The following is a 16259-nucleotide window of genomic DNA, read 5'->3' as shown; positions in this document are numbered from 1 at the left end:
CCAGTGTTGGTTCCGCGAATAAATCTTAAAAAATGAAACAAATCCTGTTTTAAGAAATTCCCTTATTTTTTCTTGGGACAATATCTGCAGCATGGTCAAAGTAGAAAGTGCGTTTCCCTTTTTTTAACATGACCAAAACGGCATGAATGCATAAAGTCAGCCACATGATGCTAACAAACGTGAAGATAGCCACTGTTACCCATACATGAATAGCGTAAAAGTGAGATTCTATTTCTAATTTAATGTGGTCGAGAAGGTTAAGTGACATAGATGCCAGCCAAGGTAAATATAAGGCAACGGTTCTTTTTAGCATAGCTTGCCATGAAGGGATATCCCCCTCCAAATTCGCGAGTTTAAATCGCATTATACTTGTTCCGATTGTTTTTCCTCCCCATAGGAGAGGCAAAACAAAGTACAGCACCACAAAGCCAACTGTTGTATATATCAGTTCTGCGAATCCACTTGATGTGAATAGTCCGACTGTGAAAGTAAACGTTAACTTAATGACAATATAATCTATAAGTACAGCAAGTAATTGCGACAGCGGCGGCACTAGAGGGCTCTTCTGCATTTTTTCCGCTTTCGCCAATAGTTTTTCCTTGGAAGGAAATAAAGCCAATATGACTGGAGCCACAAGAAAACCAAAGAGCGCACCTGTACTATTTAACATTAAATCGTCAACATCAAATAAACGATAGGGGCATTTATAAATTCCATAAATTCCAGTAACCTGTGTTATTTCGTAAAAGAGAGACAGGGCAAATCCTAAAGCTAATGCCTTTTTCCAATATTGTTTTTCTTTGAAAAAGTATCTCAAATATACGCCAAAAGGAAGTAATAATAGAAAATTAAATGCTGCCTGCCAGAAGGCACTTTGATTGAATATCTGAATATACGACCTCGGTTGTGACCAAATAATTGAACTGCTTTTAAAAATATCTCCTATAAAGGTGAATGGCTTTAATGAATAATAAATGGTATCTGGTGATTGAAAAGCACAAGTATTCCTAGTTGATGGAAGCGGCAGGAGAACTAAAAATAGTGCTGATAGCATATAGAAAATAAACGAGTAAACAACAATGGAAGCCCAAATACTAAAATATCCATACTTTCGATAGCTATATACCAGCCAGGGAATGACAAGTAGATAACCCAATACACCAAACATAATAAAGGCGGTCATGATCGGTTGGATATATACAGACATACATACACCTCTTTTTGCTCAGTATACTTTGAATCAATTTAAAAAGCAGGCAAAATGCGCTGATATTTACGCATCTTGTCTGCCTTATTATTGTTTAATTGGATACAAGATATTCATAGCGCAATTTTAAAGTAATTAGATAAGTCATTAGGCTGGCATGGTAAAATTAGGTGTAATTTTCCTGTTTTATTAATGAGGGGAGGCACCCAATTTATGAAGCTAACAATTTTGCATATAGAAGATGATCAAGAAATTGGCTCATGGGTAAGCAAATTTTTAACAGAACGTGGATATGAAGTCATTTGGATTACGTCTGGTCATGAGGCAATGAAGCATATGGAACGGGCTGATCTTGTTATCTTGGATATTATGTTGCCGGGGTTAGATGGTTATACAATCGGTCAGCGTCTGAAGAAGAAATACCCGAATACACCAATTATGATGCTATCGGCAAGAACTTCTATGGAAGATAAGTTACAGGGACTCAGTTTCGCGGATGATTATATGACAAAGCCGTATCATCCTGATGAGTTAGCTGCCCGTATTCAAGTACTAGTAAGGCGATTAGGAGTTATTGCCCCAGAAAATATCGAGGTTATGCATTTACGAATTGATCAGAAGTCAAATCGGATCATCAATACAATTTCTAAGGAAGATATTATTTTGACGGGAAAACAATTTCATATATTTATGTATTTATTAGACCACTTGAATCAAATATTGACGAAAAAACAAATTTACGAAGCAGTGTGGGGAGATGCTTATATTGAAAGGGATAAAACATTAATGGTTCACATACGCCATTTGCGTGAAAAAATTGAGTTGGACACAAGCAATCCGCAAATCATTGAAACAATCCGAGGGCTTGGATATAGGATGAAATCATGAATATCATACAATCTTTAATGACGAGATATTTGTTTCTTATTTTATTTGCCCTCGTCCTTTTTCCTCTTATTCCAGCCATTTATTATTCCCCTCTTCTGTTCAATAAAGGATTATACGATCCAAAGGAAATAGAAGCTATATGGAAGCGGGAAGCAGTTGAATTAGATGGCAAGGAAGCGAAGATAATTCATCATCGTCTTCAGTCTATAAAAAATAAGTATCCAAAGGCTAAGGTTTTCTGGGTAAATGGAAGTGGCGAATCTAGATTTATTGGAAAGAGGTCTGCCGATATTCCTGAAAATTGGACATTTACCGATTCTCTTATATTTATGGAGGAAAGCAAGTTTCATGTGGATACGTTTTTACAAAATAAAAACCCTCAAAATGTATATACCATTACGGCATTAATAGGAAACGATCCTAGACAAGGGATAATGGTTCTTCAAGTTCCAATTACTGATACAAACCTTGGCAGTATTTCTCTATACAAAGACTTTCCATTTATCATATTTTTTATTTCTGTTAGTGGAGCTTTTTTATTAATCTCTTGGTTTTTCTTCTTTAATATACGCAACCGGCTTGTTAAGCTTCAATTTGCGATGTCTGAAACGGGAGATGAAGGTATCCCTGATGAAGTCGGGATTAGAAAAATGGACGAGATTGGAAGGCTTGAAGGTGCTTTTAACGAGATGATCAACCAGTTGAAATGCAGCAGGGATAGAGAGAAAGAGGAAGAAAATCTTAGGAAACAGCTAATCGCCAATATGTCTCATGACTTGCGAACACCCTTAACAGTCATGAGACAGCACGTATATTCCGCAAAGAAGTACCCAGCATCCTCTGCAGTAATAGAATCACTTCAAATTGTTGAAAACAAACTGGATGATATGGACAAAATGATCAACAATCTTCTTTCTTACACACTGCTTTCAGCTGGTAAACATCCGATTGAAATGCGAGACACGGATATATTGGATGAAGTTCGGAAAGTTATAGCGGAATGGTATCCTATATTTGAACGGTATAAGTTTGACATAGATATTGATTTACCGGAAAGATCGCTGATATGGAAGGTAGACCCTATTTGGTTTAAAAGTATTTTGGATAATTTAATTCAAAATGTTACTCGGCATGCTCGTTCAGGGCGATATATTGGAATTCAGGCGGTTGAATGTCATGGCTCCACTTTCATTGTCATTAGGGACAGGGGGGAAGGGTTTAATCATGAATCTGAAGATAAAGGTGCCGGAATTGGGCTATCAATTGTTTCGCTTATGATGAAGGAAATGAATTTAGATTGGGAAATTGCCACTTCCTCGGAGGGAACCAGCATTTATTTGGGCATGAAAACTTAAACAAAACTTAAACAAGAAGTCATCTTAATGAACACCTTTGCAGTATATCCTTTTTATAAATAACAAATAGAAAGGATTGTGTTCAAATGGAGATGAGTACTCAAAAAATGAGAATGAGAAGAGAGAATGTCTTTTGAACTTAAAACATGAGAAACAATTAAAGTCAGAAATAGCTGACAAAACTTATTTGACTAAAGGATGGGGCTATACTGCAGCTCTTGCACTGTTGCCGTATGCGATTTTAAAATCGCTTTGGGCATGGGGATCAACGGTAGGAATTGAAACAAAACAAGCTCTACGAGATGTAGCAGGATTTGGCGATACCTTAAAGGAAGGACCTGCTTTTCTATTTACGTTATATACCATCGGAATAGACTTCACCGCTGTCTTAGCGATACTGGCATCTTTATTTGCTTTAGCTCTTGTGACTTCCTGGGGGGAGAAACTGCCAAAATGGTTGTTAATCTTATCAGGGTGGTCAGTTGGGGTGTTGACAGTTCTAGTTAGCTTCTTGACAGCTCTTCAATTTTTGGGAGTGCTTCCTAAAGGATACACCGAAGGGTTAGCCACTTGGGTGTATGTAGTAACGTATGGAGGATTGTTCTTGTGGGGAGTAACTGTATTTATAGCAACTTTGTCGTTCCAGCATCGGATTAAAAACAAATAATTTCATAAAGATAAAGGATATTTTAAGCGATAACCTACTTCCAGAGCTTATCTTGAATACCCCTTTCAGTGTCCAAAAACACTTAACACTGAAAGGGGATTTGATGGTTGCCATCTCAAGGTACTTGAGCGCAGTACAGAATTAAAAGTGGTTGGCGCAGGTCTGGGTCTTAGTTCCAACGCTTGGAAAGGGATCGTGCGTTTGGGAACTATCGATGATTTAGAAATAAAATGCCGCCTCATAAAAAGCATGAAATTCCTTGATCAAAAAGGAGATCTGATAAGCGAAATGGATATTGAATGCTTAAACCATAAATATAAGGAAAAAGTCAGTTAGGGAGAATAAACATGAGCTTTAGAAGAGAGTCAAAAATTTTAGAAATCCCCAAATGGGGGGATATTTACATAAGTCCTGAGAAAGTGCCTTCGCCGTTCATGTAACTAAAGAAGAAAGAGATGCTATTTATTTAGATAGTTTTCTATGGCATTTAGGTAGTTGGAAAGCTGTTAATTTTTCTGCTAAAGATGAAGCTGTAGAATTTTTTAAAAAAAGAGCACTTAAATTTAAAAGACAAATATCTATGCATTTTCATTAAAAAGAGATTTTCAAAAATAAAAGAATACCCATCAGTAACTTTTTTTAATAGATGAGTGTAAAGTCTTTCACCCATTTATAAATCGTTGTTTCTGGCACGCCAAATCGCTGCTTAATTCTTTAACCGGGCTCCCGGAACGATACAAATCGACATTCTCTTAAAGTCATCATTATATTTTTCGCCTGCAGGTTTATCTTCTAATTCGGCCACATCCTCTCAAAATAATTCCAGGGGCTTAATTAAACGGTGTCCACGAAACTATATTAACTCCGCGTCTTTATACCCTAATCTAAATTAAAGGAAATAGATACAAATAGTTTCTTTTTGAACAATTGGTCTATAAACCTGTTTTTTGAAAATTAACACCTTTTTAACAATGTACTTACAGTAAAAGTACAATCTTTATTTAAAATGTAAAAGAAGCATTTTTAATAAGGAGGAAGTTATGGGGAAAAGGTCTGTTTATACGTTAGCACTTGCCACTTGTTTATCTGTTTCAACATTTGTCTCAGAAATATCTGCCGAAGGGACGACGGAGTCTGTACAAACACCCAAGTTAGATGTTCAAAAAAACCCCTCATTACTTATTACTGAGTTGGTTCCGAATACAACTAATGTACCTGGCAGTTCAACCGATGCCTACGAATTTATTGAGATATATAACAATAGTGATCAACCTGTGTCATTGAAAAACTATCAATTAATTTATCGCTATCCAGATGGAAGTAAAGGAGATGCAACATGGACATTTAAAGAAAATAAAACGATTCCTGCACAAGGCACGATCGTAGTTTGGGTGAAAAATGAAGCCAATGCAGATTTGACATTAGCTGACTTTAACAAGCAGTTCAATAGTCAATTGACAGAAGATCAATTAGCGACGGTAGAATCAGCAGGAATGTCGAATACAGCTGCACGGACATTAGCAATTGCTGATACATATACGAACGAATTATCAGAAGCAAGCTATTCATCAGACCAAGTGCGAGAAAATAAAGGTATTCAATATCAATTATCGGCTGATCAAAAAAAGATGGATGTCATCCATTTTAGTGAGCCGGCAACTCCAGGAGCAGTCTTGCCAGAGCAAGTGCCGGAAGAACCTGTGCATGTTGTTGAGGATACAGTAGCTCCTGTGATCGAACATACTCCTGTGGCTTCTATTCAAGCAGGTGAAGATGTCCAGCTGAATGCTCAAGTGACAGATGATACAACCGTGAAAAATGTCAAAGTCACGTATCGATTGAATCAAGATAGCCCTTCGACAGAAATAAATATGTCAGCTGATGCACAGACGCCGAATACATATACGACAGTAATTCCTAAAGAAGAGATGGTAGGAAAAGAAATCTTTTATCAAATCCATGCATTTGATGGAGTGAATATAGCAAAAACAGAAGAATATAAAGTAACCGTAGAAGGGCATACATACGATTCGCAGAAAGTTCCTCAACTGTTAATGACGGAACTTGTGCCTGATTCCGCTAATGTTGGCGGTCTTGATGGGTATGAGTTTATCGAGGTGTATAACAATACGACAGAAACGGTGAGCTTGAAAGACTATAAGATTCGTTATCGTTATCCAGCAGAAGGCCCAGGCGCTGATTTGATTTGGGGACCAGAGAAAGAAGACATCCTTTTGCCATCAGGTGGAACAATGGTATTTTGGATCATTAATGGAGCGAATCAAGATAAAACAGTAGCTGACTTTAACAGTCACTATAATGTTGATTTAATAGAAGACAAGAATATTGTGAAGGTATTTTCTGATGGAATGGCAAATAGCGGCGCTCGCGGCATTTCAATTGCGACAAATACAGGGAAAGACGTTTCAGTAGGCTATTATAATGATGAAGGAACGAAAGATGATACGATAGCTGACAAAGGCATCTTGTATACATTTCCGACAACACCGGGTGATACGGTAATGAAGAAATACAGCAGCGGCAAGGATATGGCAACACCAGGAACACTAGCCGACCGTCAAAAGCCAGCTCAAAAGGTAAAATTACCAATTGATAATGAAAAACCAGTCGTATCGGATATTACGGATCAAACACCCGTATCTGAAATGAATGATATCCAACTAACTTTTGATCTAAAAGACAATCATGCTGTGAAAACAGCCCGTTTATTTTACAAAACAAATAAAGATTCTCATTATCAATCTGTTGATTTAACAGAGAACTATGATGATAAATTGTACCACCATGCCATTTACTCTCCTAGTTTAATAGGCAAACAATCGGTTGAATATTATCTGGTTGTGTCGGATGGAGTGAATGAGACAAAGACAGAGGCGAAGAAGATTTCTATTTTACAAGATCAGCAACAAACCGGGATCGGTTTGAATGTAGAAGATGACTCTTTATTAAATAAAACAGCTTTAATTAAAGCTTCCCATCCAAAAGAATTTGCGAATACGAAGCTTTCCATTGATGGCAAGGATGTAACAGCGGAAACCACACCAGCTTTAGCAGAACCGGCCTATTTTGCTTTCGATGTAAAGAAAGTAAACCTTTATTTTAAAAATGGTGTCACTATTGGCGATGAAACATTACATATTTTTGATGATACGATCGATACATATGTAACAAAAACTGTTCCGGTCGATCCCAAATATTTTGAGCAAGGAAAGGATGCTATTATTTCCATCCGCTCCGGAACAAAGGTATCTCCTTTTGATGAAGAATCCGAGGAAAACCGAGATGATTTTTACGTAAAAAACGTCCGGCTCGTATTAAAAGATGGAACGATCATTTACGATCCTGCTTACAGCAATCCAGATAAAGAAATTTCAGTAGGAGACGGAGCGTCAGCCAAACCAGTCATTGATTTCTCTTTTAAAGTGCCAGATGAGAAATTTATTGCGAAAGCTTATAAATGGGACACAACGAAAGCACAGGAAGGCACTCACATTGTTGAGGCAACAAACGGAGAGGAAAAAGCCCGGGCAAACGTCATTGTTGATAATCGCGGGCCAGTCTTGACAGCCACTCTAGAAGAGGGGAAGGAATATAAAGGTCCGATCTCTATTAATGTTGAGGCAAAGGATGATTTGTCAGGGGTTGATAAAGTAACAGCAGAACTTGATGGCAAAGAAATCAGCCTTCCGCTTGAAACATCTTCCGCCAAACTAAAACCGGGTGCACATACGCTAAAAATAACAGCTGTCGATCAGGTAGGAAATGAAGCGGCTAAAACTGTTACATTTCATGTTGCTGAAGAGCAGCCGTATAAGCCAGAAGCAGTAAATCCAAAAGATGGTGCGAAGAATGTTTCTACTTCTACAAAATTAAAAGTGAAAGTGTCTGACCCAACAAAAGATGCTCTTGATGTGTCATTTATGAAAGGTTATCAGTATAAAGCGAATGAAGCAGATCATGTGTCTGTATACGAAAACAACGTGGATCGTGAACCGCCAAAGGAAATGATCCCTGCTGGAGAACAGCCTGTAACAGATGTTGACAAGTTAGCAGCGGCTGATCAACAGTATGTGACAACGAAGTCAACCGATCAATTTCCATACCAGCGCTTTGAAGTGAAAGTAGACGAAGAGGTTAGTGAAAATGATGAAATTGAGCTGAACTGGGAAGGGAAATCACTAATTGGCCGTAAAGTGTCCATGTATGTATGGAATTACAAAGCGAACAAATGGGAACTAACAGAGTGGAAAGTGGCTGAAGATGATAAGAACTTTAAGTTACAAGGTAGTGTGAAGGGTTCCGATTATGTGAAGGATAAGAAAGTACAGGTAATGGTTCAAGATGAGATTGCCTCGACAACTCAATTTGATTATTCCTTTATTTGGATGTCTGACACACAATATTACTCTGAAAGCTATCCGCATATTTTTAAGAAAATGACTGAGTGGACCGTTGCTCAAAAAGAAGAGATGAATATTAAATATGCCTTTCATACGGGAGATCTTGTAGATGAGGCTGACCAGGAGTATCAGTGGAAACACGCTGACGAATATATGGGATATTTAGATAAAGGGAATGTCCCGTATGGCGTGTTGGCCGGTAATCATGATGTTGGCCATAAAACAGGTGATTATAATGAATATGGAAAATACTTTGGAGAAGCTCGTTTTAAAGACAAAGATTACTACGGGGAATCTTATAAAAATAACCGTGGTCATTATGACCTGATTAGCTCAAATGGCAATGATTTTATCATGCTGTATATGGGATGGGGGATCAATGACGAAGATATTGCCTGGATGAATAAAGTACTGGCTAAATACCCTGAGAGGAAAGCAATTCTAAGCTTCCATGAATACTTACTTGTGTCAGGAAATCGCAGTCCAATCGGTGATAAAGTGTATAATGAAGTGGTTCTTCCGAATCAAAATATTATTGCTGTTTTATCCGGTCATTATCATGATAGTGAAACGTTAGTGGATGAAATTGATGATGATAAAGATGGCAAGCCCGATAGAAAAGTATATCAAATGCTAGCTGATTACCAAGGGGGACCAGAAGGTGGACAAGGGTTTCTGCGTATTATGCAAGTAAATCCCGTTGAAAACAAAATTTACATGAAAACGTACTCCCCTTACCTTGATAAATTTAATTACTATAATACGACGGAGTATCCAGGAAAAGATGAGTTTGTCATTGAAACGGATTTGACACCAAAGGAAAAAGTAGTAGCTACCGACTCCTTTAAAGCGAATGTATTCACAGATAAGAAAATCGGTGAACAAACAGGTGTGAAAGATCAACAAACACCAGAGGTTTCTTGGAATAACCTTCAGGCGAATAAAGAGCATGGCTGGTATGTCACCGTCAAAGATCAATTTGAAGGAGAAGTGCGTTCAGACGTATGGACATTTACAACCAAAGCAAAGGAAACAGGCGGTGGCGGTGGCGGAACAACAGAGCCACCTAGCAAACCAGAGATGCCTAATGGCCAAGAGAAAATTATCGAAATCAACGAAGAGCAAATCCAAGCGGGTTCACATGAATGGCGGCTTGATATGAAAGAAGAGAAGGCCGAACGGATGAGTTTAGTCCTATCAAAAGAGTTAGTGAAGAAATTAGCCGCTAGCCAGCAGCCAATGAAGGTTGTTCTTGATGGAGGTCATGATATGATACTTTCATCAGAAAACCTCACTTATTTACAGGAGCAAGACGACGAAATGATTCATATTAAAGTGTCCAAAAAAGCGCAAGTGGCCAAAGCTGCAGCTGCTCCCCAATTCAAATCTGAGGTTGTAGAGGTATCCATTTTAGCTGGAGAAAAAACCGTTATTTCTGATTTACCGACACCGCTTTTATTCAGTATGAAGTTGAACGGCTCCGTTGAAAAAGATAAAACAACAGGTGCTTCTTATAACGAGAAAACACAGAAGTGGGAGTATGCCGGGGGCTATTTGCAAGGGGAACATTGGGTCATCCCGATAAGACAAGATTCTAGATTCACCGTACTTTCCAGTGATAAAGTCTTTAAAGATACCAATCAGCACTGGGCAAAGAAGGAAATTCATTCCCTTGCTTCAAAACTGATTACAAGCGGAAAAACGGAGGAGCTATTCGCTCCAGAACAAAAGTTAACAAGAGCAGAATTTGCTGTCTTACTAGTTCGTGCGATGCAAGTACCGCTGAAAGAATACGAGGGGATTTTTAAAGATGTCCCAGAAAGCAAGACTTGGGCAGCTGCTCAAATTGAAGCAGCCAATCGAGCAGGGATAGTATTCGGAAAAGAGGGAGGAGTATTTGATGCTGATGCCAATATTACCCGTGAACAAATGGCTGCTATGATTATTCGTGCAATTGAGTATCAGCAGCCGCAACTGCTAGATTCATTGAAGTTAAACCAATCATTTAAAGATGACAACCGCATAAATAATTATGCCAGGGTGCCTGTCAAACAAGCTGTAGAGCTTGGTCTTATTAATGGTTATAAAAATGGCAAGTTTGAACCGAAAAAGGATACAACAAGAGCGGAAACAGCTGTTGTACTTTATCGAATGCTGAACAAATTAAATAAAAATTAATAAAGAAAAGCCAGCAAAAATGATTTCTATTGCTGGCTTTTTGTTTGATTTTTTCCTTTTTTTCTTGCGAATCCGCAAATGTCCTGTGTTTCGGACATCCATAATCCGTAACGGCAGAATATCGCTGATCCGCAAGCCAGAATTGATGCCAAACGTAAATAAAAAATAATCCCGATACGGTTGATGCAACAACCACTTCTTAATCATCAGGATCTTTTCTGGGCTCTGGATCGGTTCCACACTATTTTGTCCTTGTTTCGTCGTCATAAAAGGTTGCCTCCAGTTGCTATAAAAGATGGATTATGTCTCATTTAGTACGACTATACAATGCAACGCAATCGCTATTATGTCGCATTTGTGTTTTTATATCCTTCCATATATGCAAAAAAGGTAGGAAAGTTGAATATGTTATATTTTAATTAAATAGATAGCAATAATATGAGTTCATCTAATTATTTAAAGACCTAAGTAGCATAAAATATTTCGGAGGCGTTTAATGAAGAGAAATCCTCGAAAAATAACTATATTTTCAACAGGTATACTCTTGCTTTTTATATTTTTTGTTTTATATGATTACTTCAAATTTAATGAGCTCAATTGGATCGAAAACTTTTTGAAGTCTTTATTTATATTAACTTTTGTAAGAATCTTGAGTTGGTTATTTGATAGTAAAAAACAGCAAACGTAATCAATGACGCATAAAAGAAAACAGCCCTCAATGAGAGAGCTGTTTTCTTTTTAATTCCCTTTATTTCACAAAACTTACTAGTGTCTCTGTGGCTTGTCTCTCACGAGTCCATTTCAGGGAACACATAGTAAAACACCTCAGAATTTAAAATTCACTTAATTCAGCTGATACGTGTATCAGTTGAATTAGTCTTCGGAAGGTTTGCGAAATACTTTGATGTGTTGCTTTTTCATGTTAAAAGTAAACTCTATGTCCCAACCAGACTTTTTAACTTTAATTACATCTTCTTTAAAGTAAAATACAAACGCCGTGTCTAATTCTTCATCAACAATTAAATAATTAGGGGCCTCGTTCCAAAGTGAGAACTCTGCATTAGTGTATAATTTCCAACCATTATTTAACTCGTGTTGTTTCATGTGAGGTAGTTCACTGAATTTTTCCATTTGTTTTCTCCACGCTTCTTTTGGTGATTTTAATTCTCCGTTTGATTCTTCATACATAGTCTTACACCTTCTCGTTATTATAAATTTTCTATTTTTATTGAATAATCTACTTGGCTAACTAAAGAAGAAACAGCCTATAATTTTGAGTCTGACACCGAACCAAAAAAGCTGTCGGTTTTAACTTCTAAAGATCGGGGCATCTCTAATAAAGCATAATAACCATGATGTTGCATTGACAACTTTGTTTATTTTATATTCCATCCGGTTGTTTGATTAGTTTAAAATCTTCATCATCAAGTGCATTTCCCCTACTTATATGCAATTTCCACTCCTTATCTTTCTTTACAAGATGCATAGGTACTTGCTCAACGCTGCCATCCTCGTACTCTATTACTGTAATAACGGTTGCTTTATCTTCTGTTACACTTTTGACATTCTTAATTTCATAGTCCTCTAATGGTGAAACACCTTCTTCAAGTGTTTTATATGTTTTTAGCTTCACTTCGCGATCATCATTAAAACGATCATCAATAACTAAATCAACCAAACTTTCATGGTCTTTTGCTTTAACTAACTCTATATACTCTTTTACAAATTTTTCTGGAGAAAGACTGCCTTGTATCTCAGAGTTTGTTAGAAACGGAGTAACTACAACAGCGATTGCTGCAACAGCTAGAAACGGAACGAACCAAAGCTTTCTCATTTAATCCCACCACCTTCCATTTTATGATTATGTTACCATTTAGAGTTAAGATAGTTAAGCTTATTTATTTTTTTCATTTAATTTAATAAGAGCCCCTCGTAAAATTTAATAATTCTTCTGGATGCTTCGTTACAGAAACAACACAATTACCACTATGTTACATTCTTAACTTTGTTTTTCTTATATACCGTCTGGTTGTTTAATCGGTTTAATTAGTGCATAACACATTGATATAAAGAACATAAGTTCGTATAATTATTTTAAAAAGGAACTAATGTTCCTATATGGAGGTATCCAAATGTTATATGAAGATAGAAAAATGCTAAAGTGGCAGGGGTTTATGTTGTCGGAACATACAGAACAGCTCCAAGAAACTAAACCTGTTGTAAAAGAAATAGCGATAGATGAACAGCAAAAAGAAGTGTTTGATCGAGTTTTACGTCATGCCTATAATCAGCAATTGCCTGTCACGGTTCATTTAAATACGTTTGGTTATCCGTATATGGAAGTAACGGGTGTCATTCAATCCTTTCATCACAAACCTAATCACTTGAAAGTTTTAGGAAAGGGAGTGATATGCACAAAGGATATAGTGGCGGTAGATTTTGCGAATAAGAAGGATGAAGGAGATGGATATTGATTATACGTTGCTCCCTAAACGTTCTATTCTTTGCATAGACGTTAAATCTTTCTTTGCCAGTGTAGAAGCTGTCAGGCGTAAAATACACCCTCTGGATGCCTATATTATTGTGATCGCCAATAAAAATAGGTCTGGTTCAGTGGTATTAGCTGCTTCTCCACGAGTGAAAAAGGAATTTGGCATCCAAACGGGTTCCAGAGCCTTTGAAATCCCTCATGATCCACGATTCATACTGGTGGAACCGTCTATGAAGCTTTATTTAAAAGTAAATAAAATGATCATAGACATCCTTAAACGTTTTGTAGCAGATGAAGATTTGCATATTTACAGTATTGATGAAGCATTCCTTGATGTGACAGCTTCCAGAAAGCTGTTTGGAAACAAATTTGAAGTGGCTCGCACCATACAGAAAGTCGTTTTTAAAGAATTAAAGTTAGTCGTCACGATTGGAATTGGCGATAATCCTCTTTTAGCAAAACTAGCTCTCGACAATGAAGCAAAGAATGCAGCGAATGGGCTTGCTTATTGGTCGTATGAGAATGTCAGTGAAACGATCTGGAAGATCGAATTGAAAGATATGTGGGGAATATCGACAGGGTACATACATAGGTTACATCGTTTAGGGATTCATTCTGTCTATGATCTGGCTCATGCTGATCAACATAAGCTGAAAGACCGGCTTGGCCTAATGGGCTTACAACTTCACTACCACGCATGGGGAGTAGATTATAGCATTTTATCTGAAAAGCCCCAAGCGAAAGAAAAATCATTTTCTAAAAGTCAGATATTACTGCGTGATTATTACAACGAACGAGAGATTATGATTGTGATTCATGAAATGGTGGATGAAGTAGCGATGAGACTTCGTTTGCACCACGTAGCAGCCGGGAAAATCGCTCTTGCTATTAGCTATTCTCGGGACATTGAAGAAAGGGGATTTACACATCAAACACAGCTGCCTAGACAGACAAACTGCACGAAAGACCTGAATACTCAATTTGAAAAACTGTTTAAAAAATATTGGAGAGGACAGCCGATCCGGCAAATTTATGTGGGATGCGGCAAATTGGAACCGGCCTTGTATGAACAAATGGATTTATTTAGTACAAATGAAGAACTGGAAAAAAAACATGCACTTGATGAGGCCATGGACGAAATAAGGTTCCGTTTTGGGAAAAGTTCAATCTTTTGGGCGCATAGCCTGTTGCCAGGAGGAACCTTCCTGAAAAGATCCAATCATGTTGGGGGACATAGAGGGGAATAGAAGAAGGATATTCAATAAAAGCAGCTGAATAGTTACTCGAAGAAATTGCCTCCATTTGTCTGTCTTTTGTTTGGTCATCGACATTATAGCGGACGGGCGATTTTTTGTATTAAAAGAGCTGTCCATAAGTCAGTTATCCCGACTTATGGACAGCCTCTTAAAATGATTTGTAAAACATATTAAATCGTTAACAAATGATGACTTTCAGAATGACTGTAAACAAATTTCCCATCGACCATCGTTGCTACTACTCTAGTGTTTGGAATTTCATCTGGCGGGATTTGGAAAATATTTTTATTCATGATGATAATATCTGCGAATTTTCCTTCTTCTAATGTGCCTAATTCATGCTCTCTAAACACACTATAAGCAGATCCTTGTGTATAGGCTTTTAATGCAGCAGCCACGGTGAAACTTTCTTGTTCATTCCATGTATGTTCACCTGTGTGATCCATTCGAGTAACCGCATGGTAGATTTGTTTCATAGGATCTAAGGACGCAACTGGAAAATCCGTCCCGAAAGCTACATCAGCCCCTGCTTTCTTTAAGGATTCGCCAGGATAAATATAAGGGTATTTCTTCTCATCTACTCGGGTTGTATGGCTAGTTATAGGCATGAGGGCTAAATGAGAAGGCTGCACGGATGCAATCACCCCTAAGTCTTTAAATCTCTTTATATCACCTGGATGGATAATCTCAATATGCTCTAACGCATGGCGAGAATCTCTCTCTCCATTTTCTTTTCGTGCTTCTTCAAACATATCCAATCCTATATGAACAGCCCCGTCGCCAATGGCGTGAAAGCGAATTTGAAACCCTTCCTTATCTGCTTCCAACACCCATTCTGTCAACTGTTCCACAGAAAAAACGGTTTCTCCTTTTGTATCTGGTCTATCTACATAAGGATCAAGCATATAAGCCGTATGACCTGTAACTACTCCATCAATAAATTGTTTTAATCCGGTAAATTTTAATTTTTCTGATTGATAGCTATCACGTAATGTTTTTGCTCTTTCCATCTCTCCATTTAAAGCAGGATAGAGATGGATACGTGCCGTTAATTTACCCTCGTCATCAAACTTTTTAAAAAGATCAAACCCTTCATTCAGGCTAGGATACAGATCATTTACTGACGTCACACCTAGTTTAGCAGCGTGCTGAAGGAAAGACGCTAGCAATTCCTCTTGTTTTTCCCTAGGAAATGCCATTGCCTTCTCTGAAACTAAAGAGATCGCTTTTTCAATGAGGATCCCGGTCGGTTCTCCCATCGTATCTTTTTCAATTATTCCGTATGGGGGATTCTTCGTTTGACTATGAATATTGGCTACTTCCAAAGCTTTACTATTGACCCATGCATAATGAAATTCCGCATGATATAAAAAGACTGGACGCTCCTTCACTACGTTGTCAAGCGTAGAACGGTGGGGAAACTGATGATTCTCCCAATTGTTGCTATCCCAGCCATTTCCAATAATCCATTCATCTGCAGGGTTTTTTTCAGCAAACTCTTTTACCATCATGACGGCTTCTTCTTCAGAACGTGCAGACTGTAAGTTAACACTGAAATCATTAGTTAAACTTCCACTCAACAGATGAAGATGAGCATCATGGAACCCTGCTGTAATAAGTTGATCTCCAAAATCTAATTTTTTTGTGTCAGACCCTATAAAGGGTTGCATCTCGTTTGAGTCGCCAACCGCCACAATTTTGTTTCCTTTTACGGCAATTGATGCAGGAGAAGGCTGATCCCCTAAACCTGTAAAAACTGCTTGACTCGAAAGAATGATATCTGCTTTTGTCATTTT

The 16259-nt window shown here is 37.7% G+C and carries 11 protein-coding genes; 6 read left to right on the top strand and 5 right to left on the bottom strand.

Annotated features, from left to right (window positions below):
* Positions 1 to 49: 49 nt before the first annotated feature.
* Complete coding sequence (locus tag MKZ02_RS15770) at positions 50 to 1207, bottom strand: VanZ family protein (protein WP_340854423.1); 1158 nt, start codon at positions 1205 to 1207, stop codon at positions 50 to 52.
* 213 nt (positions 1208 to 1420) lie between these two features.
* Between MKZ02_RS15770 and MKZ02_RS15765 the strand changes: the two genes are divergently transcribed.
* The 4 genes from MKZ02_RS15765 to MKZ02_RS15750 all read left to right on the top strand — a co-directional run bounded on the left by MKZ02_RS15765 (position 1421) and on the right by MKZ02_RS15750 (position 10716).
* Positions 1421 to 2095, top strand: coding sequence for a response regulator transcription factor (locus MKZ02_RS15765; RefSeq protein ID WP_340854421.1), 675 nt, complete (start codon positions 1421 to 1423; stop codon positions 2093 to 2095).
* Entirely contained in the window at positions 2092 to 3450 is a 1359-nt protein-coding gene (locus MKZ02_RS15760; RefSeq protein ID WP_340854419.1) for a sensor histidine kinase, read from the top strand. Before MKZ02_RS15765 ends, MKZ02_RS15760 begins: the two co-directional genes overlap by 4 nt.
* A gap of 133 nt (positions 3451 to 3583) precedes the next feature.
* Positions 3584 to 4117 carry a hypothetical protein gene (locus MKZ02_RS15755; RefSeq protein WP_340854418.1) on the top strand — a complete coding sequence of 178 codons (534 nt, stop codon included), beginning with the start codon at positions 3584 to 3586 and terminating at the stop codon, positions 4115 to 4117.
* 1040 nt (positions 4118 to 5157) lie between these two features.
* Positions 5158 to 10716 (top strand): S-layer homology domain-containing protein, encoded by a 5559-nt coding sequence (locus MKZ02_RS15750; RefSeq protein WP_340854416.1) that lies wholly within the window; start codon positions 5158 to 5160, stop codon positions 10714 to 10716.
* Here the strand turns inward: MKZ02_RS15750 and MKZ02_RS15745 are convergent.
* From MKZ02_RS15745 to MKZ02_RS15735, 3 genes are all read right to left on the bottom strand, one after another.
* Complete coding sequence (locus tag MKZ02_RS15745) at positions 10702 to 10983, bottom strand: hypothetical protein (RefSeq protein ID WP_340854415.1); 282 nt, start codon at positions 10981 to 10983, stop codon at positions 10702 to 10704. The genes MKZ02_RS15750 and MKZ02_RS15745 overlap by 15 nt on opposite strands.
* A gap of 606 nt (positions 10984 to 11589) precedes the next feature.
* Positions 11590 to 11904, bottom strand: a complete 315-nt coding sequence (locus MKZ02_RS15740; RefSeq protein ID WP_340854413.1) for a hypothetical protein — start codon at positions 11902 to 11904, stop codon at positions 11590 to 11592.
* 193 nt (positions 11905 to 12097) lie between these two features.
* Positions 12098 to 12550, bottom strand: coding sequence for a hypothetical protein (locus MKZ02_RS15735; protein ID WP_340854411.1), 453 nt, complete (start codon positions 12548 to 12550; stop codon positions 12098 to 12100).
* Between the two features lie 298 nt (positions 12551 to 12848).
* On the opposite strand from MKZ02_RS15735, the gene MKZ02_RS15730 reads away from it, so the two are divergent.
* Both MKZ02_RS15730 and MKZ02_RS15725 read left to right on the top strand, forming a co-directional pair.
* Complete coding sequence (locus MKZ02_RS15730) at positions 12849 to 13190, top strand: YolD-like family protein (RefSeq protein ID WP_340854409.1); 342 nt, start codon at positions 12849 to 12851, stop codon at positions 13188 to 13190.
* On the top strand, positions 13180 to 14454 hold the full coding sequence (locus tag MKZ02_RS15725; protein ID WP_340854407.1) for a Y-family DNA polymerase: 1275 nt from the start codon (positions 13180 to 13182) through the stop codon (positions 14452 to 14454). Before MKZ02_RS15730 ends, MKZ02_RS15725 begins: the two co-directional genes overlap by 11 nt.
* Before the next feature lie 179 nt (positions 14455 to 14633).
* Here the strand turns inward: MKZ02_RS15725 and MKZ02_RS15720 are convergent, their stop codons facing one another.
* Positions 14634 to 16256: an amidohydrolase gene (locus MKZ02_RS15720; RefSeq protein WP_340854405.1), complete on the bottom strand. Its 1623-nt coding sequence runs from the start codon at positions 16254 to 16256 to the stop codon at positions 14634 to 14636.
* Positions 16257 to 16259 lie beyond the last annotated feature (3 nt).

The sequence above is a fragment of the Pseudobacillus sp. FSL P4-0506 genome, from assembly GCF_038003025.1.
GTDB lineage: Bacteria > Bacillota > Bacilli > Bacillales > Domibacillaceae > Pseudobacillus.
The sequence above is the reverse complement of the archived record's forward strand: the minus strand, read 5'-3'. Positions and strand labels throughout refer to the sequence as shown.

Excerpts from the sequence above, each read along its gene's own strand:
- MKZ02_RS15740 (WP_340854413.1), bottom strand. The coding sequence starts at position 11,904 with ATGTATGAAGAATCAAACGGAGAATTAAAATCACCAAAAGAAGCGTGG.
- MKZ02_RS15765 (WP_340854421.1), top strand. The coding sequence starts at position 1,421 with ATGAAGCTAACAATTTTGCATATAGAAGATGATCAAGAAATTGGCTCA.
- MKZ02_RS15750 (WP_340854416.1), top strand. The coding sequence starts at position 5,158 with ATGGGGAAAAGGTCTGTTTATACGTTAGCACTTGCCACTTGTTTATCT.
- MKZ02_RS15760 (WP_340854419.1), top strand. The coding sequence starts at position 2,092 with ATGAATATCATACAATCTTTAATGACGAGATATTTGTTTCTTATTTTA.
- MKZ02_RS15720 (WP_340854405.1), bottom strand. The coding sequence starts at position 16,256 with ATGACAAAAGCAGATATCATTCTTTCGAGTCAAGCAGTTTTTACAGGT.
- MKZ02_RS15725 (WP_340854407.1), top strand. The coding sequence starts at position 13,180 with ATGGATATTGATTATACGTTGCTCCCTAAACGTTCTATTCTTTGCATA.
- MKZ02_RS15730 (WP_340854409.1), top strand. The coding sequence starts at position 12,849 with ATGTTATATGAAGATAGAAAAATGCTAAAGTGGCAGGGGTTTATGTTG.
- MKZ02_RS15735 (WP_340854411.1), bottom strand. The coding sequence starts at position 12,550 with ATGAGAAAGCTTTGGTTCGTTCCGTTTCTAGCTGTTGCAGCAATCGCT.
- MKZ02_RS15745 (WP_340854415.1), bottom strand. The coding sequence starts at position 10,983 with ATGACGACGAAACAAGGACAAAATAGTGTGGAACCGATCCAGAGCCCA.
- MKZ02_RS15770 (WP_340854423.1), bottom strand. The coding sequence starts at position 1,207 with ATGTCTGTATATATCCAACCGATCATGACCGCCTTTATTATGTTTGGT.